Genomic DNA, 23,681 nt, shown 5'->3' with positions numbered 1-23,681 from the left:
CCGCGAAGGGATGCTCAATCTGATTGTATCACCAGGCCGCGGTTCTAAAACCTAACCCTCAACAGTCCGGGAAGGACTGGCGGTTACTTCAGTGTTTTCCGCCTGGCAACACAGTTAACTATACACAGGCCTGGTGGGGCCCGCAAACCGAACAGACATGACACGCACCACACATGTCGGAAACCCACCCACTCCGTCCCCTTCGCTTCGCGTGGCCGGTTAGAGCCGGCCACGCGAAGCATACGAGAGGAGAGGGAAGTGCGGCTAGCCCTTGATCTCCGGGAAGTCCTCGTCACGGAACTCCCCTGCGGGCCGCTGCCCCGCCACCTCGGTCTCGCGGACCCGCAGCTCCACCCGGCGGATCTTGCCGGAGATCGTCTTGGGCAGATCCGCGAACTCGATCCGGCGCACCCGCAGCCACGGCGCCAGGGCATTCCTGGCGAAGGCCAGGATGTCGCGTGCGGTCTCTGCGTTCGGCTCCACCCCGTCCTTGAGCATGAGATAGGCCTTCGGCACTGCCAGGCGCACAGGGTCCGGCGCCGGCACCACCGCGGCCTCGACCACGGCGGGGTGTTCGATGAGCACGGATTCCAATTCGAAGGGCGACACCTTGTAGTCCGAGGACTTGAAGACATCGTCGGTCCGCCCGATATAGCTGATATAGCCCTCGTCATCCCGGCCGGCCACATCGCCCGTGTGGTAGAAACCGCCGGCCATGGCCTCGGCGTTCTTCTCCGGATTCCCCTGGTACCCCGTCATCAGGGTGGGGTGCGGAAGCGACAGGTCGATTGCGATCTCGCCTTCGCCAACGCCCTCGACGACCTCGTTCGTATACGGGTCGATCAGCACCACGGGCACACCCGGCAGCGGCCGGCCCATCGAACCGGCCTTAACCGGTTGCCCGGGCGGATTGGCCACGGATGCCGTCAGTTCCGTCTGCCCGTAGCCGTCGCGGATCGTCAGACCCCAGTTGTCCTCGACCTGTTTGATGACCTCCGGGTTCAGCGGTTCGCCCGCGCCGATCGCCTCACGCAGGGAGCCGGGCTTGGCCCCCAAATCCGCGTTGATGAGCATCCGCCACACGGTGGGCGGGGCGCAGAAGCTGGTGACATGTTCGGCCTCGAGCACTCCCAGCAGTGCCGCGGCGTCGAAACGCGTGTAGTTGTAGAGGAATACGGTGGCCTGGGCCAGGAAGGGCGCGAAGAAGTTCGACCACGCGTGCTTGGCCCAGCCGGGGCTCGACACGTTCAGGTGCACATCGCCGGGCTTGAGCCCCAGCCAGTACATGGTGGCCAGGTGGCCGACGGGGTAGGAGTAGTGCGTGTGCTCGACCAGTTTGGGCCGACTGGTCGTGCCCGAGGTGAAGTACAGCAGCACCCGGTCGTCCGTCTTATTGCCCGGATGGGGCTGGGGTTCCGGGGCCCGCTGGTAGGCGGCCGCGTAGGGCAGCCAGGCGGGGGCGGGCGCACCGGTGGGGGCCTCGGGCCCGGGTTCCGGGGAATCTCCCACGACGATGCGCAGATAGTCGCCGGGGACCTCGGCGAATTTGGCCGCGTCGGCGGTATTGCAGATGACTGCGCGGGCGTGCCCGCGGTCCAGCCGGTCGATCAGTTCGGCGGTGGTCGCGGCCTGGGTGGTGGGCATGAGGACCGCTCCCAGTTTGATGATGCCCAGCATCGACTCCCACAGCTCCAGCTGGTTGCCCAGCATGAGCACGACCGCATCGCCGGGGCCCACCCCGTATTCGCGCAGTTGCGCTGCGACCTGATCGGATCTGTCGGCCAGTTCCCCGAAGGTCAGGGCGTTGCGGGTGCCGTCTTCCTCGACGATCACCAGGCCCGGGTCGTCGTTGCCGCGGGCGTAGGAGTCGAACCAGTCGTGGGCGAAGTTGAATGTGTCTCCCACATCCGGCCATTCGAAGGACTCGAGGGCGGCTGAGTAGTCGGTGCGCAGCGAGATCAGCCGGTCGCGCGCTTCGTTGAGTGCTTCCGTTCCATTCATACCCTCCATTGAACCGCATTCGCAGCCGAATTTGTGGTGTGATGCACATCCGGGGCACACGGCGCAGTGTGACGCATATGGATCCGCGGTGTCAGAGGTCCCTGCTAGCCTGACCGCATACTCCAGGACGACGAGGCCCCGGACACCGTTCGGACCCCGGTTATAGGCGATGACGCCGGAAGAAAGGTGGCTCGACGATGAGCACGACGACATCCGACCGCGGATGGACCGCACTGTACCCCGCGCACGTCTCGCCGGAATTGGACGTGCCATTTTCCACCCTGGCCGAGGCCTGGGCCCAGCGGGTGCACCGCGCCCCGGACGAAGTGGCCCTGCAGTACTTCGACACCGAGCTCAGCGCCGCCCTGGTCGACCGGATGGCGGATGCCCTGGCCGCTGAATTCCAGGCAGAGGGCATGCAAGCCGGCGATCGGGTGGGCATCCAGCTGCAGAACATCCCGCACTTCGCGATCGCGGAATTGGCGGCCTGGAAGATCGGCGCGGTCCCGCTGGTGCTCAATCCCATGTACATCCACCGCGAACTCGAAACGATCCTCGATGATGCCCGACCCCGCGTGGTGATCGGTCTGGAGGGCTCGACGGGACCGCTGGAGGAGTGGTCCGCCCAGCAGGCGGGGACCTCGGTGCTCACGGCCAATGACCGGGACTGGCAGTCCGGGGCGCCGGATGGAGCATTCGCCAAGTCCACGGCCTCGGACACCACCGCACCCCGCGGGGACGGCGACCTGGCGACCATCATCGCTGCTCGTGACGGGCAGCGGCCCACACCCGTCGCCGGGCTCACGGGGGACGATCCCGCCCTGCTGACCTATACTTCCGGCACCACGGGACCGGCCAAGGGCGCCCTGTCGACCCACCGGGCGCTGCTGGCCGTGGCCTGGGGCAACCGTGCCTGGTACGACATCGCGCCCGGCGACCGGATCCTGGCCGTCGCTCCCCTATTCCACATCACCGGCGCGGTGGCCACGGGGGTCACCGCACTGACCGGCGACACCCGACTGGTGTGCATCAACCGCTTCACCCCTGCGCAGTTATTGCGCGCGATCAGGGAGTACCGGATCAACCATCTCCTGGGTTCGATCACCGTGTACAACGGGCTATTGGACCTGCCGGGGGCCACGGCAGAGGACCTGGCAACGGTCAAAACCGTGTACTCCGGCGGGGCGCCGGTGCCGCCGGCCACTGTCAAGCGCTTCGAGGACACCTTCGGCCACTACATCCACAACATCTACGGAATGACGGAGACCTCGTCGGCGGTGGTGGGCGTGCCCCTGGGCTGCAGGGCTCCGGTCGATCCGGGCAGCGGCACCCTGGCCGTGGGCGTGCCGCTGCCCGGCCTGGACGCGCGCGTGGTGCCACTGCTCGCGCCGGACGAGCCCGCGGGCGCTGTCGGATCAGGCTCCGCCGGCGCTGCCGACCCCGAGGCGGCCCCTTCCGGCCTGGCGCCGGGCACCCTACTGGGCGAACCGGGCGAACTGGAGTTGCGCGGCCCGCAGATCACTCCCGGCTATCTCAACAAGCCGGAGGCCACCGCTCAGACCTTCGACGGGCCGTGGCTGCGTACGGGCGATGTGGCGATTATGGATGCCGCCGGTTGGATCTACCTGGTGGACCGGTCGAAGGACCAGATCAACGTGTCCGGTTATAAGGTGTGGCCGCGCGAGGTCGAGGACGCCCTCTATGAGCATCCCGCCGTGTTCGAGGCCGCGGTGGTGGGTCTGCCCGATGAGTACTCGGGTGAACGGGTGGAGGCCTTCGTGTCCCTACAGCACGGCTCGGCGGGCGGAGAGGACCTGGAGGACGGGCTGCGAGCGCATGTGCGCGAACGTCTGGCCGCCTATAAGACACCCAAGCGGGTGCACATCATCGAGGAGCTGCCGAAGACCGCCACGGGCAAGATCCAACGCCGCAAGCTGCGCGGGTGAGTATATGGGAGCGGGCCCGCCCCACCCGGGCGATCACGCAGGAGCTCATCACGCGGCGGTTTCCAGGCCACGGGAGATGACCACGCGCTGGATCTGGTTGGTGCCCTCGAAGATCTGCATGATCTTGGCATCGCGCATGTACCGTTCGGCCGGGTAGTCCTTCGTGTACCCGGCCCCACCCAAGACCTGCACCGCATCTGTGGTGACCTTCATGGCGTTGTCGGTGGCCGTGACCTTGGCGATCGCGGCGTCCATACCGAACGGCAGGCCCGCATCGCGGCGCCGGGCCGCGGCGATATAGGACGAGCGCGAGACCGACACCGCGGTCGCCATATCGGCCAGCAGGAAGGCCAGACCCTGATGTTCGATGATTGGCACGCCGAAGGCCTCGCGCTCCTTGGAGTAGGCCACGGCCAGGTTCAGTGCCGCCTGGCTCACGCCCGTGGCCACCGCCGCGATCCCCAGTCGGCCTGAGTCCAGGCCGGACAGGGCGATCGACAGGCCCTGGCCCTCGTGTCCGATCAGGTTGGAGGCTGACACCGGAGTGTCGTCGAAGTGAACCAGGGAGGTCCGCGAGCCGGTCAGGCCCATCTTCTGCTCGCCGGGGTCGGCGGTGATCCCCGGTGAGTCCGCCGGCACGTGGAAGCAGGAGATTCCCTTGGAGCCCTCGCCGGTGCGGGCCATGACCGTATAGAAGTCGGCTTCGCCGCCGTGGGTGATCCAGGCCTTGGTGCCCTTGATGCGGTAGCCGTCGCCGTCCCGGGTGGCGGTGGTGCGCATGGCTGCCGGGTCGGAGCCGGCGTGGACTTCGGAGAGGGCGTAGGCGCCCAGCAGTTCGCCGCCGAGCATGTCGGGCAGTAGACGTTCGCGCTGTTCGGTGCTGCCGTAGACGGCCAGCGGATAGCAGGACAGAATATGGACGCTCACGCCCACCGCCACACTGGCCCAGGCTGTGCCGACTGCTTCCAGGGCCTGCAGGTAGGTCTCATAGGGCTGACCGCCGCCTCCGAATTCCTCCGGGTACGGCAGGCCCAGCAACCCCAAGTGGCCCAGTCTGCGGAACTCCTCGCGGGGGAAGATCCCCTGGGCGTCCGCCTGTGCGGATTGGGGTGCCAGTTCCGCCTGCGCGAACCGGTCGACCAGGTTCACGAACTCCGCGGCTTCTTCGCTGGGGAGGAGGCGGTTGACCTGCATGGCGGTGTCCTTACTGTGCGATATCGACGTTGCGGGTACTCGGTTCCGACCCGCTTTCCCTGCCCCTGTTCCGACTCGCCCACTCTGGCCTCGACAATGGGGCCGGGAAGGGGTCGCACCGAGGTTCAGGAAACCCTATCCGGTACTGTAGCACCGTTATCAGTACCAGTGATTACCGTTGCCTCGCCTTTCCCAGCCCGGCCGATGCACGCCGGTACACTAAGGGAATGCCGTCGATCCCACAGCTGCCGTCCATCCACATCCCGGGGACCAAGGGGCTACGCGCCAAGCAGAGCAGACGCCGCGAGGCCGTGCTGGGCAGTCTGGTCGACCTGTTCATGGACAATGGCTTCCTGGAGCTGAGCGTGGACGATATGGCCCGCCATGCCCACTGTTCCAAACGGACCATCTACCTGGTCGGCTCAAGCAAGGAACAGGTGATCCTGACCGTGATCCGCGGTTTCTTCAAGCGGGCCACCAGCTGGATCGAGGAAAGGCTGGACAAGGACGCCGACCCGATCGAGCAGATCGGCCAGTACCTGCGACTGATCGCCGAGGCCCTGTCTCCGGCCTCCGTGCAGTTCTTCCGCGACCTCGACGCCTACGAGCCCGCCGGCCGGATCTACCAGCAGAACACCCGGATCGCCGCCGACCACGTTAAAGACCTGGTCCGCGAGGCGATGGGCGAGCGCAACCAGGTGGACTCCGAATTCATCGGCGCAGTCGCCGGACTGGTGATGAACTCGATCCACCGCAAGGAAGTCGAGCAGGCCACAGGACTGGACGACGCCGCGGCCTATCGGGCCCTGGCCAACCTCATCGTCGCCGGCGTGCGCGGCGGCGAGGATATCTGACCGGCTCACTACTCATCCGGACGGAGCCTTCCGACAGGGTCCACCCACCGGCAGGATCCACCCGGTCCGTCTCGCCCTATTACGCGGCCCTCCAGGGCACCGCCCGTCGGTGAGACGCGCCGCAAACCGGAACGACCTCGGCGATATAGTCGCTTCAAAGTCCCCAATGAAGAGGAACGAGGTTATCGATGACCGATATTGCACCAACCACCGCCGGCGCGGCACAGGGCTCCGAACAGGCTTCCACGCACGCGGCCTCCGACGCCCGACTGCCGCTTGCCGGCGTGCGAGTGCTCGACCTGGGCGGGATCGGACCCGGCCCCTTCGCCACGATGATGCTGGCCGATATGGGAGCCGAGGTGATCCGCCTGGAACGCGCCCCGCGCCCTGGTGCCAAGGGCAACCGGGCCAACCCGGTCCTCGACCGTGGGAAGAAATCACTGACGATCGACCTCAAACACCCCCGCGCAGCACAATTGCTGATGCACCTGGGGCAGGAGACCGACATCGTGATCGAGGGATTCCGGCCCGGGGTGGCCGAGCGCCTGGGCCTGGGCCCGGCGGACTTCCAGGCCGTCAATCCGGCCCTGGTCTACGGGCGGATGACCGGTTTCGGACAGGACGGACCCCTGTCTCAGGCGGCTGGCCACGATATGAACTACATCGCCAGCTCGGGCGTCCTGGCGCAGCTGGGACGCGCCGCCGATCCCGTCACCGGGGCGCCGGCCACCGGTCCCGTGTTCCCCGTGAACCTGGCGGGGGACTTCGGCGGGGGCGGGATGTTCCTGGCCTTCGGCGTGCTGGCTGCCCTGACCCGGGCACGCGCCACAGGACAGGGTGCCGTGGTGGACGCGGCGATGGTCGAGGGCTCGAACGCCCTGTGGGCGATGATGCACGGCTTCGCGGCCATGGGCCAGTGGGGGGCGGGTGCCGGACGCAATATGCTCGACGGCGGAGCCCCCGCCTACGATCGCTACCGGTCCAAGGACGGGGCCTGGTTCTCCGTCGGATGTATCGAACCGCAGTTCTTCGCCGCCTTCGTCGAGCGCACCGGAATCGCGGACCGCTTGCCGGGGCCGGTGGGGGGATTCAACCACATGGACCCACAGTACTGGGATGAGCTGCGGCCGTTGTTCGCCGAGGCCATCGGCACCCGCACCGCCGCCGAGCTCACCGAACTGTTCGCCGGTGTCGACGCCTGTGTCTTCGAAATCCTCGACTTCCCAGCGGCCCAGGAACTGCCGCACAACCGGGCCCGCGGAGTGTTCTACACGGACTCCCACGGAGTGCGCCACCCCTCCCCCGCACCGAGGTTCCGGCCGGCGGGAAGCACCACGACCGCTGCGGTGGGCGGCGGCGAGACGGGGGCGGCGAGCGGCAGCGCTCCGAGCGCGTCCGAAGGAAACACGACGGGCGCACAGACCGGCGAAAGCGCCTCGCCGAGTACCGCCTGGGACTACGTCGTCCCCGCCGATGCGCCCGAGCTCGGAGCGCACAATGAGGAACTGTCCACCCGCCTGGGCCTGGACGCATCCGAGTTCGCCACACTGCGATCCGAGGGCCTCTTCGGCTGACCCACCCGAACACCAAGAAGCCACTCCCGTTTCACGTGAAACGGGAGTGGCTCCACTCATGCAACTGTGGCTCGATAACTCGTGAGTTATCGAGCCACAGTACCCTTTGTGGAGCCACCGGCAGGGCGCAGGCAATTACTTAATGGACACCCACCTCGCGAGAGCCACCGGCAGGGCGCGGGCGCTTACAGCCAGTCGTCGTCCAGGTCGGGCAGGGTCGTGTCGACTGCGGCCAGCAGGTCGAACTGCGGACCCGTGCGCGGCAGCTCATGGCTGAAGAAGTACCGCGCCGCCGCCCGCTTGCCGCGCAGGAAGTCGTCGTCCCCACGAGAGCCGGCTGCGGCCTCGGCGGCCAGGGCCTGTTCGAGCCACAGCCACGCCAGCGTCGTGTGCCCGAAGGCCTCCAGGTAGACCCAGGCATTGGCCAGGGCGGCACGCGGATCGCCGTCCTTCCACAGCGCTGCGGTGACCTCCTCGATCCGGCCCAGGTTCGCCTCGAGCGAGGCGGCCTGCTCGGCCCAGCCGGCCGCCGGCGTTCCCGCGGGCGCCTCGGTCACCTTGGCGATCGTGGCGCGCACCGTCTCCAGGTACAGCGCCAGGCCGGAGCCGCCCTTCATGATCACCTTGCGGCCCAGCAGGTCATTGGCCTGGATACCGTGGGTGCCCTCGTGGATCGGGTTGAGGCGGTTATCGCGGTAGAGCTGTTCGACGTCGTGGTCGCGCGTGTAGCCGGCCCCGCCGAGGACCTGGATGGCCTGGAAGTTCGCCTCCAGGCACCACTGGCTGGGCCAGGTCTTGACGATCGGGGTGAGCACGTCGAGCAGCAAGGCCGCCCTGGCGCGCTCGGCCTCCGTGGGCGCGGTCTGCTGGTCGTCCAGCAGGGTCGCGGCGTACATGATCAAGCCCAGCCCGCCCTCGACATAGGTCTTCGAGGCCAGCAGCATCCGGCGCACATCGGCGTGCTTGACGATCGGCACGGGTGCCGCGTTCGGGTCCTTGTTCTCCACCGGCCGGCCCTGCAGGCGGTCGCGCGCATAGGCCAGGGCGTCCAGATAGCCGTGGTAGCCCAGGGCGACCGCGCCGGCGCCCACCCCGATCCGGGCGCCGTTCATCATGTGGAACATGTACTGCAGACCCTTGGTCCGCTCCCCCACCAGGTAGCCAACGGCTCCGGCCGCACCGCCGGGCGTGTGCTCGCCCTCGCCGAAGTTCAGCAGCGTGTTCGTGGTGCCGCGGTAGCCCATCTTGTGGTTCAGCCCCGACAGTGCCACATCGTTGCGCTCACCCAGGCTGCCATCGGCGTTGACCAGGAACTTCGGCACGATGAACAAGCTCAGGCCCTTGGCGCCGGCCGGGTCGCCATCGGCGCGGGCCAGCACCAGGTGCACGATGTTCTCGCTGAGTTCGTGCTCACCAGCCGAGATCCACATCTTCTGTCCGTGCACGCGGAAGGTGCCATCGGCCTGCGGCACGGCGTGCGTGGACACATCGCCCAGACTGGAACCGACCTCGGGTTCGGACAGGCACATGGTGCCGAAGAAGCGGCCCTCGAGCTCGGGCATGACGAACCGGTCGATCTGGTCCTGGGTGCCGTAGGCCAGCAGCAGTGCGGCATTGCCCATGGTCAGCATCGGGTAGCTGGAGGTGCCGATGTTCGCCGACTGGAACCAGCTGAAGCAGGCGCGCGCCACGACATTGGGCAGCTGGATCCCGCCCAGCTCCTCGTCCAGAGTGCTGGCCGTCAGTCCGGCCTCCGCGAACTGGGCCAGCGCGGGGGCGACCTCGGGGATCATGTGGACGTGCTCGCCGTCGAAGGTCGGCTCGTTCGTGTCCGCCTTGCGCGCGTGCGGGGCGAAGTACTCCTTCGCGATGTCCTCGCTGACCTCGAGGACGGCATCGAAGGTCTCCTTCGAGTGGTTCTCGAAGCGTGGGCGACTGGTCAGGGATTCGACGTCGAGCCAGTCGTAGAGCATGAAGTCGATGTCACGGGCGGACAGGTACTTATCGGTGGACTTGGGGGTGTTCATCAGATCGACAGCCCTCCGTCGACGGGGAGCACGACTCCCGTGATGTAGCCGGCCTCCTCGCTGGCCAGGAAGCCCACGGCATCGCACATCTCCCTGGGCTGGCCGAACCGGCCCAGCGGGGCCTGGGCGGCCAGTTCCGCCTTCTTGTCCTCCGGGATCGAGGCGACCATGCGCGTCTCCGCGTTCGGGGAGATCGCGTTGACGGTCACGCCGAAGCGCGCCAGTTCCTTCGCCGCGGTCCGCGTGAAGCCGATGATGCCGGCCTTGGCGGTGGCGTAGTTGGCCTGGCCGATGTTGCCGTGCAGACCCGTGTACGAGGTGACGTTGACGATGCGTCCGAAGCCCTGTTTGCGGAAGTGCGGGGTGGCGGCGCGGGTGAAGCGGAAGGTGCCGCCGGCGTGGGTCGCCAAGACGGCGTCGAAGTCGTCGTCGGTGAGCTTCCACAGGACCTTGTCACGCAGGATCCCGGCGTTGTTAACGATCACGTCGATCCGCCCGGTGTCGGTGACCACTGTGTTGACCGCGGCCTCGACGTCGGTGGTGTCGGCGACATTGGCGACCAGCGGGCGGGCGCCGATCTCGGCTGCGCGGACGGTGAGTTCCTCGCCGTCCAGGTCGACTACATAGGTCGTGGCGCCGGCGGCGGCGAAGAAGCGTCCCAGCTCCAGGCCGATTCCGCGCGCCGCACCCGTGACGATCACGCTGCGGCCGGAGAAGTCATATGTCAGATTGCCCATGGGCATCCCCCCTGTACGTCTGTGTACATGTCATCTGTGGTCATCCGTGTGGATGCCCGTGCGGCGCGGACGAACCCGTACCACCATCCCCGCCAGAATAACTGATCGAACGTTTGGGAGGATACCTTTAGCGCTTGATCGTCAAAAGCATCTGCGCTTAGGCTTCCGACCTCAGCTCCTGTCCCAGAGTGCGGGCGAAGGCGCGCAGTTGCCCGTGGTCGGCACGCGCATAGCCGATGACGAGGCCGGTGTGAGGGCCGGAGACGGCAGCACCGACCGACTCCGCGGCAGGATAGTCCGACAGCGCCGCCACGCGAAACCCCCGCCGGTCCAGCCGACGGACCAATTCCCCGTCGTCGCGGCCGGGCAATTCCACGGTCACGTGCAGACCAGCATCGACACCCACGATGCGGAAGCCCTCCAGGATGCGGGAACCGTCCACGACCTCGCCCAGTGCATCGAGCAGTACACCGCGCCGCTCCCGGTAGACCCGGCCCGCGCGGACCAGGTGACGGCGCAACCCACCGGTGCCGATGAAGTCGGCCAGGGCACGGTCCACGATCCCCGGCACGGCAAGCCGCTCATGCACAGCCGCAGAGCGCACCTGTTCCCGCAGGGCCGGTGGCACATCCAGCCAGGCCACTCGCAGATCCGGCGACAACATCTTCGACGCGGTCCCCAGATAGGCGACATGGTCCCTGGCGCCGGGGATCGAGCGCAGGGCGGGCAGAGGTGCGACCCCATAGCGGAATTCCCCGTCGTAGTCGTCCTCGACGATGAGGGAGTTCGTGGACCGCGCCCATTCGACCAGTTCACGCCGCCGTTGCACGGACATCCGATGGCCCAGCGGATACTGGTGGGCGGGAGTCGTATAGAACAGACTGGCCCGCTTCGGCAGATACTCGACCACAGCGCCGTCAGAGTCCACGGGCACGAAGTCGGCGCTGCCCGCGCCCTTCCTCAGCTCCGTGTACATGGCGCCATAGCACGGGCTTTCCATCACCACGGGCAGGTCCGCCACCACATGGCGCAGGACTCCGACGGCGGGCCCGGTCCCGGGAAAGAGCAGTGGTCGCGCATCCGTGATGCCGCGACCGGTACGCAGATGTTCTGCCAGTTGTCCGGCCAAGGGGAGATCGCGGGTGTTCCACGGCTCCAGCGAGCTCATCGCATCGGCCGCGCGCCGCCAGGCGGAGCGCCATTCCGAGGTGCGCAGTAGACCGGCATCGGGGTGGCCAGGGGTTAGATCGACACTCGTCCCCACCACGTCACCATGGCCCGGTCCAGCACGGCCCGCCTCACCGTTTCCCGTGAAACATGCGGCTTCTCCCGGCCAGGCTCCCCCGCCGAGACCCCTGCCAGGACGCGGGTTCCCGTACCGCTGATCGAGGCGACCCGAGGTCTGTGCAGCCGCCCGCTCCCCCGCACCGACCTGGGGTGCCAGACCTGCCCGGGCCGCCTCGGTCGCACCGGTGCACACCCGAGTGCCGGAGCCCGGCACTCCCTCCAGATAACCGGCGGCGAGCAACCTGTCGTATGCCGCGACGATCAGGGTCCGCGAACACCCCAGCTCGACTGCGAGCGCTCGGGTCGACGGCAGCCAGTCCCCCGCGCTCAGCAGGCCATCGCGAATCGCGCGCAGCAGTTCCCGCGCCACCGCCGCAGCACTGCGCTCCGCCGGCCGCAGCGGGAATTCCAGGGTACGAGCATGACGTGGCATGGCCTCAACGATACCGGGGAGGAAGAATACCGGACTTCCGAACTCGATGATTCCGGCTATTCAACCAGGACCACAATCACGCTTGGCTGGGAGCATGACTGGAACCATGGAGCCCCTTACGCGCTACCGCGAACGCCAATCGACCGACCGCGCCGACCTGGATCGCCTGCTCGACACCGAATGGTGGGGCGTGCTGGCAGTGGTCCGCGGCGGCTGCCCCATCACCGTGCCGACCCTCTATGTGCGCGACGGCGATTGGCTGCTGGTGCACGGATCATCGGGCGCCCACACGCTGGGAGTGCGTGGCCGCAACGCCCGCGCCAGTTTCTGCGTCACCGCGATGGACGCACTGGTGGTCGCGGTATCGTCCTTCGACTCCTCCGCCGCCTACCGCTCGGCGGTTATCAGCGGCGTGTTGGAACCGGCCTCGGACCAGCAACGCGATTCCATGCTGGAACGGTTCACCGACGGCCTGCTGCCGGGGCGCACCGAGGAGATCCGGGCCTCGACGAAGAAGGAACTGGCCAAGACCAGCGTGCTGCGCCTGCCGATCGCCGACGGTGAGTGGATCTACAAGGCCCGTCCGATGACGGCACCCGGGGTGCCGGACGATCCGGCCGATGCCGGGACCTCAGCGTGGTCGGGGCTGGTGCCCATGACCCGCGGGTTCGGCGCCCCCGTCACCAGTGACTGGTGCACCGCCGAGGTCCCCACATCGGTCCGCAACCTCGCCGGCTAGGGCATGCCGAGGCCTGCCGCCCGAGTTCCACTACTTGACGAAACGTCGAAATTCAGCCGAAACCGCCGATATATCGACATTTCGCTAAGTAGTGGACTCTCTCCGAGTCGCGTGACTCAGTAGATCGCGACCAAGCGGCCCTCGACCTTGCCGTTGTGCAGGCGCTCCAGGCCCTCGGGGATCTCATCGAAGGTGATCTCCGTGAGCTTGGGCTCCAGGTCGCCGGAGGCCATGAACGCGTAGATCCCGGCGATGTCATCCTTCGATCCGCCATTGGATCCCTTGAGGGTGCACTGGTTGAGGATGAGCGAGCGGGTGTCGATGTTCGACTCCAATTTGCCCATGCCCACCAGCACCACGGTGCCGTCGCGCTTGATGATGTCCACCGCGTCCGAGGTCGTGGTGCCGAAGCCCGCATAGTCGACGATCAGGTCGAACTTCACATCGTCGAAGTCCTTGATCCCCTTGCGCACGTCCTTGACGCCGGAGGCCCTGACCAGGTCCCAGACGTTCTCGTTGACCTCGGCGACGTAGACGTTCGCCCCGGTCAACACGGCCACGCGGGCGCCGATCTGGCCCAGCCCGCCGAAGCCGATGACGCCGACGTTCATCCCGGCCTTCACCCCGCCGTTGGTGACCATTGCGGCGTGCGCGGTCATACCTGCGTCCGTGGCGGCCGCACCCTGGGCATAGCTCACGCCGTCGGGAATCGGGACCAGGGTTTCTGCGGGCACGACCATCTGCTCGCCGAAGCCGCCGTCGAAGTCATAGCCGGGAGCATTGCCAGGGCCGCCCACTGTGGGGCACACGCCCACGCGGTCGCCGGGGTGGAACCCGGTGACGCCCTCGCCCACGGCAATGACCTCTCCGGCGTTCTCATGTCCGATGGTGATGGGCTGCTTGCCCAGCAGCAGGATCCAGCCCGGATCGGTCATCAGGCCGACATCGGAATGGCACAGGCCCGCAGCCTTCATCTGCAGCACGACCTGTCCGGGTCCCGCAATGGGCGCCGGGACGTCCGTGAGTTCCAGGGGCTTGTCCGTATCGATGAACTGCCATGCCTTCATGGTGTTTCTCCTTCTCTTAGCTGTTCCACTACGCCCCGAAATGTCGGAATCAGCCAAAAACCCCGATATATCGACGTTTCAGGGCGTAGTGGACGGGGGTTGGGTGTTGGTGACCCAGGTGGGGAGCAGGGCGATGATCTGGTCCTGCAGTTCCTCGCGGGTGCCGATGCTCGCCTCTGCCTCGTCGGCTGCGAGCCAATCGACGATCACGGCCAGGATGCCGGCGGCGATGAAGGTCGCCGCACTGTCCGGATCGATCCCAGCCGGCGCCACCCGCAGCATCGTCTGCCGGGCTCCGGCGGCCAGGATTCCCTGAATCGTGCGATAGGCCTCACCGCTGACCCGCGCACTGCCGACGGCCCCCAGCACGACGGAGAACAGATGCCGCCTGGCCAGGAACTCGTCCAACAGGACCGAGGTCGTGGCCAGGGTCGCAGGACCGCCCGCCTGTGCCGAGCGCAGCTCGTCGTCGATCTGGGAGATCTCCACGAACCGCTCCCGGATCAGCTGCACCGCTATATCGTCCAGATCCTTGAACTGGGCGTAGAAACTGGTGCGGCTGATGCCCGCTTCCTTCGCGATCATCGCAACGCTCAGTTCCGCCTCCTGAGTCCAGGCCAGACGGTTCGCGGCATCGATGATCGCGGCCCGCGTCTTGGCCGGCCGCGGGTCCTGTGCCCGTCTCACACCCGATTCCCGTCCTGTCACGATCTCACCCTATCTCTTTTTCTGTGCATATGTTCAGAATTGATTTAGCCCCATGCTCCACCGACTGTAGTGCCACCGACCCCTGCGGACCCGCCTTTTTCGCAAGCACACCGTGCGTATTCCCCTTATCCACCGCTTAGACGTCGCATACGCACCGACGTGCAACGCCGGTCGGATCATCGAAACGCGCCCACGTGATCGCTCACATCCCCTAGATTCCGGGCGACGAACACCCTCCAGCCCGCCGCCCGCCGACACAGGGGAGTGACCGGGCGACTGTGGCCTCGGCCGTTGCATCGGTTTCGTTGAACGCGACCGGCAGCCTCTATACGCTCAAAGCGACTGTCCACCATCAACCGCACCCGCCCGGCGGCGGGAACCTCTGGAGGATTTCATGCGCGGAGCACTCGGATCGGATATCAAACGCGGACTGGCCCGGCCGGTCCAGGAACCCATGCCGAACCGCGCGAGCACCGCCGTGCTCGACGCCAGGGGCTCAAACCTGGTCGCCTCGCTGCGCACCCTGCTGCAGGTGACCGGAGACGAGGCCGAGCGCACCGTCCTGGACGCCCCGCACGATCTGGTGCGCTACTCCTCCGACGCCAGCCCCTACCGGCTGATGCCCAAGGTCGTGGTCCTGGCCCGCGGCGTCGACGACGTCGTCAAACTGCTGCGCTGGGCCAGGGAGACCGGGCACGGGGTGACCTTCCGCGCCGGGGGCACCAGCCTCAACGGCCAGTCCCAGTCCGACGATGTGCTCGTCGACGTGCGCCGCCATTGGACCGGCGCCCACGTCTTAGACGACGGAGCGCGGATCCAAATGCGTCCGGGCACCATCACGGCGCGGGCCAATGCGATGTTGTTCCGCCACGGCCGCAAGCTGGGACCCGATCCAGCATCCTCCGGCGCCGCGGCGATCGGCGGGGTCGTGGCCAACAACGCCAGCGGCATGACCTGCGGCGTGCAGAAGAACTCGTACTACACATTGGAGTCGGCCACCCTGGTGCTGGCCTCGGGAACCGTGGTCGACACCGGAGCCGCCGACGCCGATGAGCGTCTGCGCGAGGCCGAACCGGAATTGGTCGCGGGCCTCCTGGCGATCCGCGAGGACCTGCTGGCCGATCAGGACCTGGTGACACGGATCCGCAGCAAGTTCAGCATCAAGAACACCTCCGGCTACCACCTGGATGCCTTCCTCGACTCCGATTCCCCTGCCCAGATCCTGCGTGGGCTCTCGGTGGGGTCCGAGGGCACCCTGTCGTTCATCGCCGACACCGTCTTCCGCACCGTGCCCTTCGGCCGGTCCCGCACCACCGCCTTCTTCCGCTTCCCCACCCTGCAGGCCGCAGCCGCGACCGTGGCGGGGCTCAACGAGGCCGGCGCCGAGGCCGTCGAGCTGATGGACGCCGCCAGCCTGCGCGCCGCGGCCAGTGCCAAGGGCGCGCCCGCGTGGATCGCCGAGCTGGCCGAGGACGCGCAGGACGCCGTGGTGCTCACCGAAATCCGCGCCGACGACGAGGCCGAGCTGGCCGCCTTCGAGGACCGCGCCAGGGCCGTGGTGGGCTTAAACGCCACCGGGGACGCCGCGACCGGCGTGACCGGGGACTTCACCCGCGATGCCAAGGTCGCCGCCGGCTACTGGAGCGTGCGCTCGGGGCTGCTGGCGATCATCGGTGCCGCCCGCCCACACGGGACCTCGCTCATCACCGAGGACGTGGTGGTGCCGCCAGCGCAGCTGGCCGAGGCCTGCACCGATCTGCAGCAGCTGCTGGTCAAACACGGCTTCCTGGGCGCGGTCAACGGCCACGCCTCCGCCGGCAACCTGCACTTCTACCTGTATCTGGACGCCACCCGGGAGGACCAGGTCACCACCTACAGGGCCTTCATGGAGGACCTGGTCGACGTGATCGTGGACCGCTACGACGGGTCGCTCAAGGGCGAACACGGCACCGGCCGGAACATGGCACCCTATATCGAACGCGAATGGGGCACGGCCGCCATCGGCTTCATGAAGCGCACCAAGGCACTGCTGGACCCCGCCGGTCTGCTGGGCCCCGGCGTGTTCCTCAACGACGACCCCGAGGTCGCCTTCGAGAATCTCAAGACCATGCCCGTATTGGACAGCGAATTCGACCGCTGCATCGAATGCGGGTTCTGCGAGCCCGTGTGCCCCTCGCGAAATATCACCGTCACCCCGCGCCAGCGCATCGTGCTGCAGCGCGAAATGGCGCGCCAGGGCTGGGACGGCCCGGTCGAACAGGCGCTGGTCGACAGCTACGAGTACCACGCGGTCAACACCTGCGCCGGCGACTCCTCCTGCGCGATCGCCTGCCCCGTGGGCATCGACACCGGACACGTGATGAAGGAGGTCAGGCGCGATTCCTGGTCGCCCACCGCGCAGAAGGTGGGCGAGGCCATCGCCGCCGGCTGGGGCGCCACCTCCACCGGCGCACGTCTGGCCGTCGGCGCCGCGAACCTGTTGACCCGGACCACCGGCGCCGCCGGCGACAAGCTGCTGGGCGCCGTGACGAAGGCCGGCCGGGCCGTTGCCGGCGACGACCTGGTGCCCAACTGGCTGACCGCGATCCCCGGCACGGGACCTCGGGCCCCGCACACCGATGTCACCAGGGAACAGGCCGACGTCGTGCTGTTCCCCGCCTGCATCAACCGGATCTTCGGGGCGCCCAAGGAACCGGGCGCACCCCTGAACGTGACCGAGGCGCTCATCGCCCTGGCCGAGCGCGCCGGGAAGAAGGTGTGGATCCCCGAGGACCTGGGCGACGACTGCTGCGCCACCATCTGGCAGTCCAAGGGCCTGGACGCGGGCAACCGGTTGATGGCCGCGCGCGTGGTCGAGGACCTGCACCGCTGGTCGGACGGCGGGCGGCTGCCGGTGATCGTCGACGCCGCGTCCTGCACCCTGGGCGTGCTGCACGAGGTGGTCCCCCATCTGGACGCCCACCACAAGCAGCTGCACGATGAGTTGACGATCCTCGATGCGATGACCTGGGTGAACCGCGAGGTCGTACCCGAGCTGGGCGAGCATGAGAAGCTGGGCACCGTGGTGGTCCACCCGACGTGCTCGATGCACAATATGGACATCGCAGGCGATCTGCTGGCCCTGGCCGGCGAGGCCGCACAGAACGTGGTGGAGCCGATCGTCGCCACCTGCTGCGCGACCGCCGGGGATCGCGGGATGCTGCACCCGGAGCTCACGGAGACCGCGACCGAGGAGGAACAGGCCGAGGTCGCCGCCGTGGACGCGGATGCCTGGGTTTCGGGCAACCGAACCTGCGAGCTGGGCATGGAACACGACACGGGCAAGCCCTACGAATCGGTCATCGTCACCCTGGAGCGCGTTACACGGTAGACCTGCCGCGCGTTTTGTACCCCCAGTCCTATGGCATGGCCGTATACAGCCGCGCTATGGGACTGGGGCTAGAAAATGCTACGGCGCGACCACCACGATGGTGGCGGTGTCGCCGGTGTCCGCGGCGGCCTCGGCCACGGCGGTGTCCAGATCAGCGCCGGGAGCGGTCCAGGAGAACCAGTCATCCGGCTGTGCCAGGGCCCCAGCGCTGGCCAGGCAGACGGGTCCGGCCACCGCGTAACGGCCGAATTCCGCCTCGAGCGAGGCGTTGGGATAGCCCGCGGCCGCCCAGTACCCCTCCGGCAGGTTGCGCATCTTGGCGCGCGCATGGGCCAGCCGGCGGTGCAGGCGGGCAGCGCGCCATGCGGCCAGGCCCTTCCCTCCGGACGCTTCGCTTGGCCCGCCGCTGATACCGTCGGCGGTCTCAGCGACTTCGCGCCCACCGGTCCCAAGTTTGCCCGCCGCCTTCTGCCGTGCCGCGAAGAACCTCCGTTGCGACCCTCCGGCCATGTGCCGCACCCGTTCATCGGTCTTGACGATCGCCTCTTCGCCGGGCCCCGGCGGGGGCAGCAGCACGGAACAGTCGCCCAGTGCCAACCATTCCGTGGCCTCGGCGCCCAGGCGCACCAGGGCCAGCGAGGCCTCGGCACCGGGATCATCGGCCGAGGCGGGCAGGTGCGGGGCCGCCGAGATCGCGCGGTTGACGATCGCACGCAGTGACAGCTGTGGGTCGGCGGCCTGTTCCAGGGCGTAGGACAGGGCGCGGGCGTACTCCCCGCCGGTCTGGCCCTGCACCCCGGCCGGGCGGGGAGTTCCGGCCACCACCCAGGCCAGGCGGCCGGTCGAGCCCCAGGCGTCCTCGTTCTCGGGTGGCCGGCCGGGGGCGGGCAGGGCGCCGGTGGTGGTGGCTGCGTTGATGCTCATGTGGTCGATGCTCATGGTCTCGGCTCCTCAGCCAGTTCACGTGCTAGGCCGATGAGGCCGGGCAGCGCATCGCCGGTGCCTGTGGGACCAACCGGCGTGATCGCCTCCGTGCCCGCCCTGGCAAGTGGATACTGCAGTTCCAAGGGCACTGGCGGCGCTCCTTCCAATGGTAGGAAGACCACGCGGCTGTGGGCGACGCGGCGTTCGATCAGTTCGGGGATGACGCCGATCCCCCGGTCCAGGGCCACCAATTCCAACCATTCGTCGAAGTTCGTACACGTCACGATGTCGGTGGATTTCGCCTCTTCGGAAGGCCAGTCAGCCGGAATGAAGGAGCCCCCTGCCGTGTTGACGACGACACGGTGCGTGAAGACATCGTGCCAGGTCAGAGCACTGCACCGGCTCAATGCCGAGGCCGTGCTCACCGCCGCCAGGCGCCGTTCCGTACCGATCCGGACACTGCCGATCCCGGGGTCGGAGGACGGCCGCCGGGCGACGATGGCATCGACTCGACCCTCCTGCAGGGCCGCCACAGGATCATCGGTCCGGTGCAGGGTCACACGGACGCCGAGCTCGGCCTCGGCGCGATCGACCAGAGTGCCGGTGAAGGGATCGGGCCAGAGGAAACTGCAGCCCAGCGCCAGTTCGCGCTGGGAGCGCTCCACGACCGCGACCGCCCGGTCGATGCCGAGCACGGCGGGACGCACACGTTCCAGGAAGTCCCTGCCCACCATCGTCAGTTCCACCCTGCGGGTCGATCGTTCCACCAGGCGTACCCCCAGTTCACCCTCGAGGCTCGCCACCAGGCGCGTCACCGCGGGCTGGGACACACCCAATTCCGCCGCGGCGCCCGTATAGCTCCGGGTCCAGGCAACAGCCAGGAACGCCCGTAATTGGCGCAAGGACACATCCATAACCTCAGGTTATCAATCGGGCCGTGTGGCTATTTCCCTCACTGTGCCCAGACCCATAATGTGGGAATATGACTCATCCCACTCCCCCGGTTCCCTCGACCGAGGCCGCTGCCCCCTCCCGCGGTGAGCTGACCCGGCAGATCGTCTGGATCGCCGCCGGATTCGCCGCGGCTCTGGGCCTGGCCCGTTTCGTCTACACTCCCCTGCTGCCGCTGATGACGACGCAGGCCGGTCTGAGCGAGCAGGCCGGAGCGCAGATCGCGACCTCCAACTACCTGGGCTATATGCTGGGCGCCGGCCTGACGATGCTTGTCCCCCGATCGGGGGACAATCGGCATCTTTATCGCCTGTGCCTGATCCTCCTGGTGGCCTCCGAGGCGGCGATGGCCCTTGTGCCCGCCACCGGCTCGCTGCTGTTCGGGAGTTCTGCCGGTGGGACAGCCGGCGCAGCGAGTACAGCGGTCGCCGAGGCCACACCGGCCGGACCCGCGGCCGCCGGGTTCGCGACGCTGACGGTCTGGTGGATCATCCGGCTGTTGGCCGGGTTCTGCAGTGGCATCGTGTTCATCCACTGTTCCCGCAGCGTCGGCGGCAGCCCCCGGCTGGGCCTGGCATTCGTGGGGATCGGCGCGGGCATCCTGCTCTCCGGCCTGCTGACCGCGATCTGCATGTTCGCGGACCTCGGCTGGGCCGGCCAGTGGATCGCGGCCACGGTGGTGACAGGTCTGGTCGCAGCCCTGGCCTGGCACGGCAGCCGCACGCCGCGCAAACTGACGGGGGCCTCGGGGCCGGCGAACGGGGGCACCACGGTACAGCAGACAGACCCTTACGATATATTGCCGAGCCCCCGCGGTCATCTGCTGTCCAAGGGCGCGCTGACCGTGTCCTACCTGGGCGAGGGCATCGGCTACATCATCATCGGCACCTTCATCGTCGCAGCCCTGAGCGCGAGCCTGGGTGCCGGCGCCGCTTCCGGAGGCGCGGCCTCGGGCACGCACGGTGGTGCTGGTCCTGCAGGTGGTGCTGGCGCGGCCGGCAGTGGGCTGCCCGACTGGCTGCAGGCCGTACCCGTGGGCAATCTGGTGTGGATGGTCGCGGGCCTGGCCGCGATCGTCTCGATCCCCTGCCTGACCGCCCTGCGCGCGAGGTTCCACGTCCACACGCTGTTGCTGGCCTTCCTGGGCCTGCAGATCTTCGCGGCGGTCGTGCCGGCCTGCTTCCCCGGCGTGGTGGGCGACCTGGTGGGCGCCGTACTGTTCGGCGGCACCTTCGTCGCAATCGTCCAGCTCACCCTGGCCTACGGTGTGGAACTGCGGATCCGCAACAGCGCAGCGGTCCTGGTGACCGTCTACAGCGTCGGCCAGATTCTGGGCCCGCTGCTGGTGGCCCATGCGGTGGCCGGCGGAGTGCAGGGGTATCGTGTGGCCTTCACGATCGCCGCGGCCATCATCATCGTCTCAACCCTGGCCGCAGCCCTGGCCAGGCCCCGGCGCTTAAAAGAACACACCGATTCACACGCAAAATCACACGGAAAGAGTTGATCGACCATGTCAGAGCAGAGCACATCCAATCTGCGGACGCGACTGCGCGCCATCCCGGCGTTCCCACCGGATCTGCCGATCCTGGACCCGGCTACGGTGCCCGAGGATCCGGCGGGGCTGTTCCTCCAGTGGTTGGAAGCGGCGATCGAATCCGGCGCCAGGCAGTCCAATGCCTTCACCCTCATCACAGCGCGAGCCGATGGGACCCCGGTGGGCCGGACCCTGATACTCAAGGACATCGTGGACACGGACACCGCGGCCGAGGGATCACTCGGGATCGAGACCGCGGCAGGGACCGCAGCGGTGGGCTACGAGTTCTCCACCCACGCATCGTCGCGCAAGGGGCTGGAGCTGGCGGCCGAGCCGCGGGCCTCGCTCGTCTTCTTCTGGCGCGAGTCGGGCAGGCAGGTGCGCATCACCGGCACGGTACTGCTCGCCCCGGACGAGGTCTCGCAGGCCGATTGGCGGGGCCGTCCCAGTTATACGGGCCGGCCCAATCCGGATTGGCAGGTCTATCGGCTGGTCCCGGCGGAATTCGAGTTCATGCAGGCCCGTGAGGACCGCAACCATACCCGCATCGAATACACGCGGGCCGGCGCCACCTGGACCCACCACCTCGTAGAGACCCCCGCCGGCTAACCCTCCCCCACCCCACCGGAGTGGCTCCACACATGCGCGCGTGGCTCGATAACTCATGAGTTATCGAGCCACGGACACCCGAGTGGAGCCACCGGTAAGGCGCGGGCGCACGGCCCAAGGGGCACACAACCAGCGAGAGCCACTGGCAAGGCGCGGGCACACAACCCAAGGGGCATACGACTAGCGAGTACCACCGGTTGGGTGTTGGATCAGACCTCGGGGCTGACCGGGACCTTGGTGAAACCGGCGGGGCGTGCGGCCTGGTCGGCCAGGAGAGATTCGCGCGCTGCGTCGTCGAGGCCCAGCACGGACAGGGCCAGTGCCTTCGCACCGTCGATCACAGCCTGATCGGCCGCCTCAGTTGCGGCGTCGGCTGCGAATTCCGCGGTGTGCGGCACGCCCTCCTGACCGAGGAAGGCGATCGACGGGTGGATGCTGGGCACCACCAGCGACACATTGCCCATATCGGTCGATCCACCGCCCTGTCCACGGGGCACCACGTCCACCTTGCGGCCCAGGGCACGCAGGGCCTCGTCCCACACAGGAGCGATCCGCGGATCCTGTTTGAGCTCGTCGTAGCGGGGTTCGGTCCGTTCGGCCTTCCAACCACAACTGGTGGCGATCGCCGCACCTTCGAAACACTTGAGCATCTTGCCCTTGACCTCGTCCAGCTGGGGGCTATCGGGAGCACGCACTTCGGCCTGCAGCACGGTCAGTGCCGGCACGATGTTGGTCGCCTCGCCGCCCTGTTCGACGAAGGCGGACAGGCGGATACCGTCCTCCAGTTGTTGGCGCAGCAGACCGATGGCCACCTGGGCCAGAGTCGCAGCGTCGGCGGCGTTGATCGCCTTGAAAGGAGCGGCGGCGGCATGGGCTCCCCGCCCGGTGTATGTCACCTTGAACCTATCGACCGCCTGGGTCGAATACAGTCCACAGGACTTGTCGATGTCTCCCGAGGCGGCATGGGCCATGAGCGAGATCGTCGCCTCTTCGAACGCTCCCTGTTCCATCAGCAGGGCCTTGCCGCCTCCGTGTTCTTCTGCGATGGTGCCCAGCAGGACCACGGTCAGATCGTGCAGATCGGCCAGTTCCCCCAGCACCAGGGCGGCGCCCAGGGCCATGGCAGCCATCGTATTGTGGCCACAGGCGTGTCCCACACCGGGCAGCGCGTCGTATTCGCAACAGATGACGACGCGGAACCGGCCCGTGCCTTTGATCGCCTCGAACGAGGTGGGGATCCCGTAGGCTCCCCGTTCCACCGTGAAGCCCTGCTCTTCGGCCCGCGTGGCCAGGAGATTCATCGCCGCGTGCTCTTCGAAGGAAAGTTCCGGGTTGGCGTGCAGGACGTGGCTGGTGCTCAGCAGATCGCCGGAGAGTTCATCGACGAGGTGGGAGATCGTTTCGACGGTGTCGGCGTCAAGTGTGACAGTGGGCTGGGTTACGTTCTCGGTAGACATGGCCCAAGACTATAGAACCGGGCGCTGATCTGGGAAGATGCGTCCACGGGGTGGTCCTCACCACCCACAAAAAGAAGAGAGCCCGTGTGCGAGCCCCACCCACCAGGGCGGCTCAAGCACACAGGCTCCCTCATATACAAAAAATTGCGGCGGTGACCTACTCTCCCACACACTCCCGCATGCAGTACCATCAGCGCAATCGGGCTTAGCTTCCGGGTTCGGAAAGGGACCGGGCGTTTCCCCAACGCTCTCACCACCGCAAAACCACA

General features: G+C 67.6%; 17 protein-coding genes and 1 rRNA gene. 7 read left to right on the top strand and 11 right to left on the bottom strand.

Annotation, left to right across the window (positions count from 1 at the left end):
• Window positions 1-264 precede the first annotated feature (264 nt).
• Window positions 265-2,001 (bottom strand): AMP-binding protein, encoded by a 1,737-nt coding sequence (locus tag NQ034_RS15205; protein ID WP_257049884.1) that lies wholly within the window; start codon window positions 1,999-2,001, stop codon window positions 265-267.
• 197 nt (window positions 2,002-2,198) lie between these two features.
• Here NQ034_RS15205 and NQ034_RS15200 point away from each other — a divergent pair, with 197 nt between their 5' ends.
• A complete protein-coding gene (locus NQ034_RS15200; protein WP_257049883.1) occupies window positions 2,199-3,947 on the top strand; it encodes a class I adenylate-forming enzyme family protein in 1,749 nt (582 codons plus the stop codon).
• 48 nt (window positions 3,948-3,995) lie between these two features.
• Here NQ034_RS15200 and NQ034_RS15195 read toward each other — a convergent pair whose 3' ends face one another.
• Entirely contained in the window at window positions 3,996-5,141 is a 1,146-nt protein-coding gene (locus NQ034_RS15195; protein WP_257049882.1) for an acyl-CoA dehydrogenase family protein, read from the bottom strand.
• A 227-nt stretch (window positions 5,142-5,368) separates the two neighbouring features.
• Here NQ034_RS15195 and NQ034_RS15190 point away from each other — a divergent pair, with 227 nt between their 5' ends.
• Window positions 5,369-5,995 (top strand): TetR/AcrR family transcriptional regulator, encoded by a 627-nt coding sequence (locus NQ034_RS15190; RefSeq protein ID WP_257049881.1) that lies wholly within the window; start codon window positions 5,369-5,371, stop codon window positions 5,993-5,995.
• 188 nt (window positions 5,996-6,183) lie between these two features.
• Window positions 6,184-7,569 carry a CaiB/BaiF CoA transferase family protein gene (locus NQ034_RS15185; protein ID WP_257049880.1) on the top strand — a complete coding sequence of 462 codons (1,386 nt, stop codon included), beginning with the start codon at window positions 6,184-6,186 and terminating at the stop codon, window positions 7,567-7,569.
• A gap of 185 nt (window positions 7,570-7,754) precedes the next feature.
• Here NQ034_RS15185 and NQ034_RS15180 read toward each other — a convergent pair whose 3' ends face one another.
• The 3 genes from NQ034_RS15180 to NQ034_RS15170 all read right to left on the bottom strand — a co-directional run bounded on the left by NQ034_RS15180 (window position 7,755) and on the right by NQ034_RS15170 (window position 12,053).
• Window positions 7,755-9,596 (bottom strand): acyl-CoA dehydrogenase, encoded by a 1,842-nt coding sequence (locus tag NQ034_RS15180; RefSeq protein ID WP_257049879.1) that lies wholly within the window; start codon window positions 9,594-9,596, stop codon window positions 7,755-7,757.
• Window positions 9,596-10,333 (bottom strand): SDR family oxidoreductase, encoded by a 738-nt coding sequence (locus NQ034_RS15175; protein ID WP_257049878.1) that lies wholly within the window; start codon window positions 10,331-10,333, stop codon window positions 9,596-9,598. Before NQ034_RS15175 ends, NQ034_RS15180 begins: the two co-directional genes overlap by 1 nt.
• A gap of 157 nt (window positions 10,334-10,490) precedes the next feature.
• Window positions 10,491-12,053 carry an aminotransferase-like domain-containing protein gene (locus NQ034_RS15170; protein WP_257049877.1) on the bottom strand — a complete coding sequence of 521 codons (1,563 nt, stop codon included), beginning with the start codon at window positions 12,051-12,053 and terminating at the stop codon, window positions 10,491-10,493.
• Window positions 12,054-12,147: 94 nt separating this feature from the next.
• On the opposite strand from NQ034_RS15170, the gene NQ034_RS15165 reads away from it, so the two are divergent.
• Entirely contained in the window at window positions 12,148-12,792 is a 645-nt protein-coding gene (locus NQ034_RS15165; protein ID WP_257049876.1) for a pyridoxamine 5'-phosphate oxidase family protein, read from the top strand.
• A 116-nt stretch (window positions 12,793-12,908) separates the two neighbouring features.
• Here the strand turns inward: NQ034_RS15165 and NQ034_RS15160 are convergent, their stop codons facing one another.
• A complete protein-coding gene (locus tag NQ034_RS15160; protein ID WP_257049875.1) occupies window positions 12,909-13,859 on the bottom strand; it encodes a zinc-binding dehydrogenase in 951 nt (316 codons plus the stop codon).
• 78 nt (window positions 13,860-13,937) lie between these two features.
• Window positions 13,938-14,567, bottom strand: a complete 630-nt coding sequence (locus NQ034_RS15155; protein WP_257049874.1) for a TetR/AcrR family transcriptional regulator — start codon at window positions 14,565-14,567, stop codon at window positions 13,938-13,940.
• A gap of 394 nt (window positions 14,568-14,961) precedes the next feature.
• Here NQ034_RS15155 and NQ034_RS15150 point away from each other — a divergent pair, with 394 nt between their 5' ends.
• Window positions 14,962-17,937 (top strand): FAD-binding and (Fe-S)-binding domain-containing protein, encoded by a 2,976-nt coding sequence (locus NQ034_RS15150; RefSeq protein ID WP_257049873.1) that lies wholly within the window; start codon window positions 14,962-14,964, stop codon window positions 17,935-17,937.
• Between the two features lie 78 nt (window positions 17,938-18,015).
• Here the strand turns inward: NQ034_RS15150 and NQ034_RS15145 are convergent, their stop codons facing one another.
• Window positions 18,016-18,876, bottom strand: a complete 861-nt coding sequence (locus NQ034_RS15145) for a hypothetical protein (protein WP_257049872.1) — start codon at window positions 18,874-18,876, stop codon at window positions 18,016-18,018.
• Window positions 18,873-19,775 (bottom strand): LysR family transcriptional regulator, encoded by a 903-nt coding sequence (locus tag NQ034_RS15140; RefSeq protein ID WP_257049871.1) that lies wholly within the window; start codon window positions 19,773-19,775, stop codon window positions 18,873-18,875. Before NQ034_RS15140 ends, NQ034_RS15145 begins: the two co-directional genes overlap by 4 nt.
• 68 nt (window positions 19,776-19,843) lie before the next feature.
• Between NQ034_RS15140 and NQ034_RS15135 the strand changes: the two genes are divergently transcribed.
• Window positions 19,844-21,316, top strand: coding sequence for a YbfB/YjiJ family MFS transporter (locus NQ034_RS15135; RefSeq protein ID WP_257049870.1), 1,473 nt, complete (start codon window positions 19,844-19,846; stop codon window positions 21,314-21,316).
• A 6-nt stretch (window positions 21,317-21,322) separates the two neighbouring features.
• Entirely contained in the window at window positions 21,323-21,955 is a 633-nt protein-coding gene (locus NQ034_RS15130) for a pyridoxine/pyridoxamine 5'-phosphate oxidase (RefSeq protein ID WP_257049869.1), read from the top strand.
• A 209-nt stretch (window positions 21,956-22,164) separates the two neighbouring features.
• On the opposite strand, the gene NQ034_RS15125 is transcribed toward NQ034_RS15130, so the two are convergent.
• Complete coding sequence (locus tag NQ034_RS15125; RefSeq protein ID WP_257049868.1) at window positions 22,165-23,412, bottom strand: amidohydrolase; 1,248 nt, start codon at window positions 23,410-23,412, stop codon at window positions 22,165-22,167.
• A 144-nt stretch (window positions 23,413-23,556) separates the two neighbouring features.
• Window positions 23,557-23,673 (bottom strand): 5S ribosomal RNA (rrf, locus tag NQ034_RS15120).
• Window positions 23,674-23,681: the final 8 nt, after the last annotated feature.

The sequence above is a fragment of the Brevibacterium moorei genome, assembly GCF_024580735.1.
Classification (GTDB): Bacteria; Actinomycetota; Actinomycetes; order Actinomycetales; family Brevibacteriaceae; genus Brevibacterium; species Brevibacterium moorei.
Note: the sequence above shows the minus strand (reverse complement) of the source record. Positions and strands in the feature narration are given on the sequence as shown.

Excerpts from the sequence above, each read along its gene's own strand:
- NQ034_RS15205 (WP_257049884.1), bottom strand. The coding sequence starts at position 2,001 with ATGAATGGAACGGAAGCACTCAACGAAGCGCGCGACCGGCTGATCTCG.
- NQ034_RS15200 (WP_257049883.1), top strand. The coding sequence starts at position 2,199 with ATGAGCACGACGACATCCGACCGCGGATGGACCGCACTGTACCCCGCG.
- NQ034_RS15195 (WP_257049882.1), bottom strand. The coding sequence starts at position 5,141 with ATGCAGGTCAACCGCCTCCTCCCCAGCGAAGAAGCCGCGGAGTTCGTG.
- NQ034_RS15190 (WP_257049881.1), top strand. The coding sequence starts at position 5,369 with ATGCCGTCGATCCCACAGCTGCCGTCCATCCACATCCCGGGGACCAAG.
- NQ034_RS15185 (WP_257049880.1), top strand. The coding sequence starts at position 6,184 with ATGACCGATATTGCACCAACCACCGCCGGCGCGGCACAGGGCTCCGAA.
- NQ034_RS15180 (WP_257049879.1), bottom strand. The coding sequence starts at position 9,596 with ATGAACACCCCCAAGTCCACCGATAAGTACCTGTCCGCCCGTGACATC.
- NQ034_RS15175 (WP_257049878.1), bottom strand. The coding sequence starts at position 10,333 with ATGGGCAATCTGACATATGACTTCTCCGGCCGCAGCGTGATCGTCACG.
- NQ034_RS15170 (WP_257049877.1), bottom strand. The coding sequence starts at position 12,053 with ATGCCACGTCATGCTCGTACCCTGGAATTCCCGCTGCGGCCGGCGGAG.
- NQ034_RS15165 (WP_257049876.1), top strand. The coding sequence starts at position 12,148 with ATGACTGGAACCATGGAGCCCCTTACGCGCTACCGCGAACGCCAATCG.
- NQ034_RS15160 (WP_257049875.1), bottom strand. The coding sequence starts at position 13,859 with ATGAAGGCATGGCAGTTCATCGATACGGACAAGCCCCTGGAACTCACG.
- NQ034_RS15150 (WP_257049873.1), top strand. The coding sequence starts at position 14,962 with ATGCGCGGAGCACTCGGATCGGATATCAAACGCGGACTGGCCCGGCCG.
- NQ034_RS15145 (WP_257049872.1), bottom strand. The coding sequence starts at position 18,876 with ATGAGCATCGACCACATGAGCATCAACGCAGCCACCACCACCGGCGCC.
- NQ034_RS15140 (WP_257049871.1), bottom strand. The coding sequence starts at position 19,775 with ATGGATGTGTCCTTGCGCCAATTACGGGCGTTCCTGGCTGTTGCCTGG.
- NQ034_RS15135 (WP_257049870.1), top strand. The coding sequence starts at position 19,844 with ATGACTCATCCCACTCCCCCGGTTCCCTCGACCGAGGCCGCTGCCCCC.
- NQ034_RS15130 (WP_257049869.1), top strand. The coding sequence starts at position 21,323 with ATGTCAGAGCAGAGCACATCCAATCTGCGGACGCGACTGCGCGCCATC.
- NQ034_RS15125 (WP_257049868.1), bottom strand. The coding sequence starts at position 23,412 with ATGTCTACCGAGAACGTAACCCAGCCCACTGTCACACTTGACGCCGAC.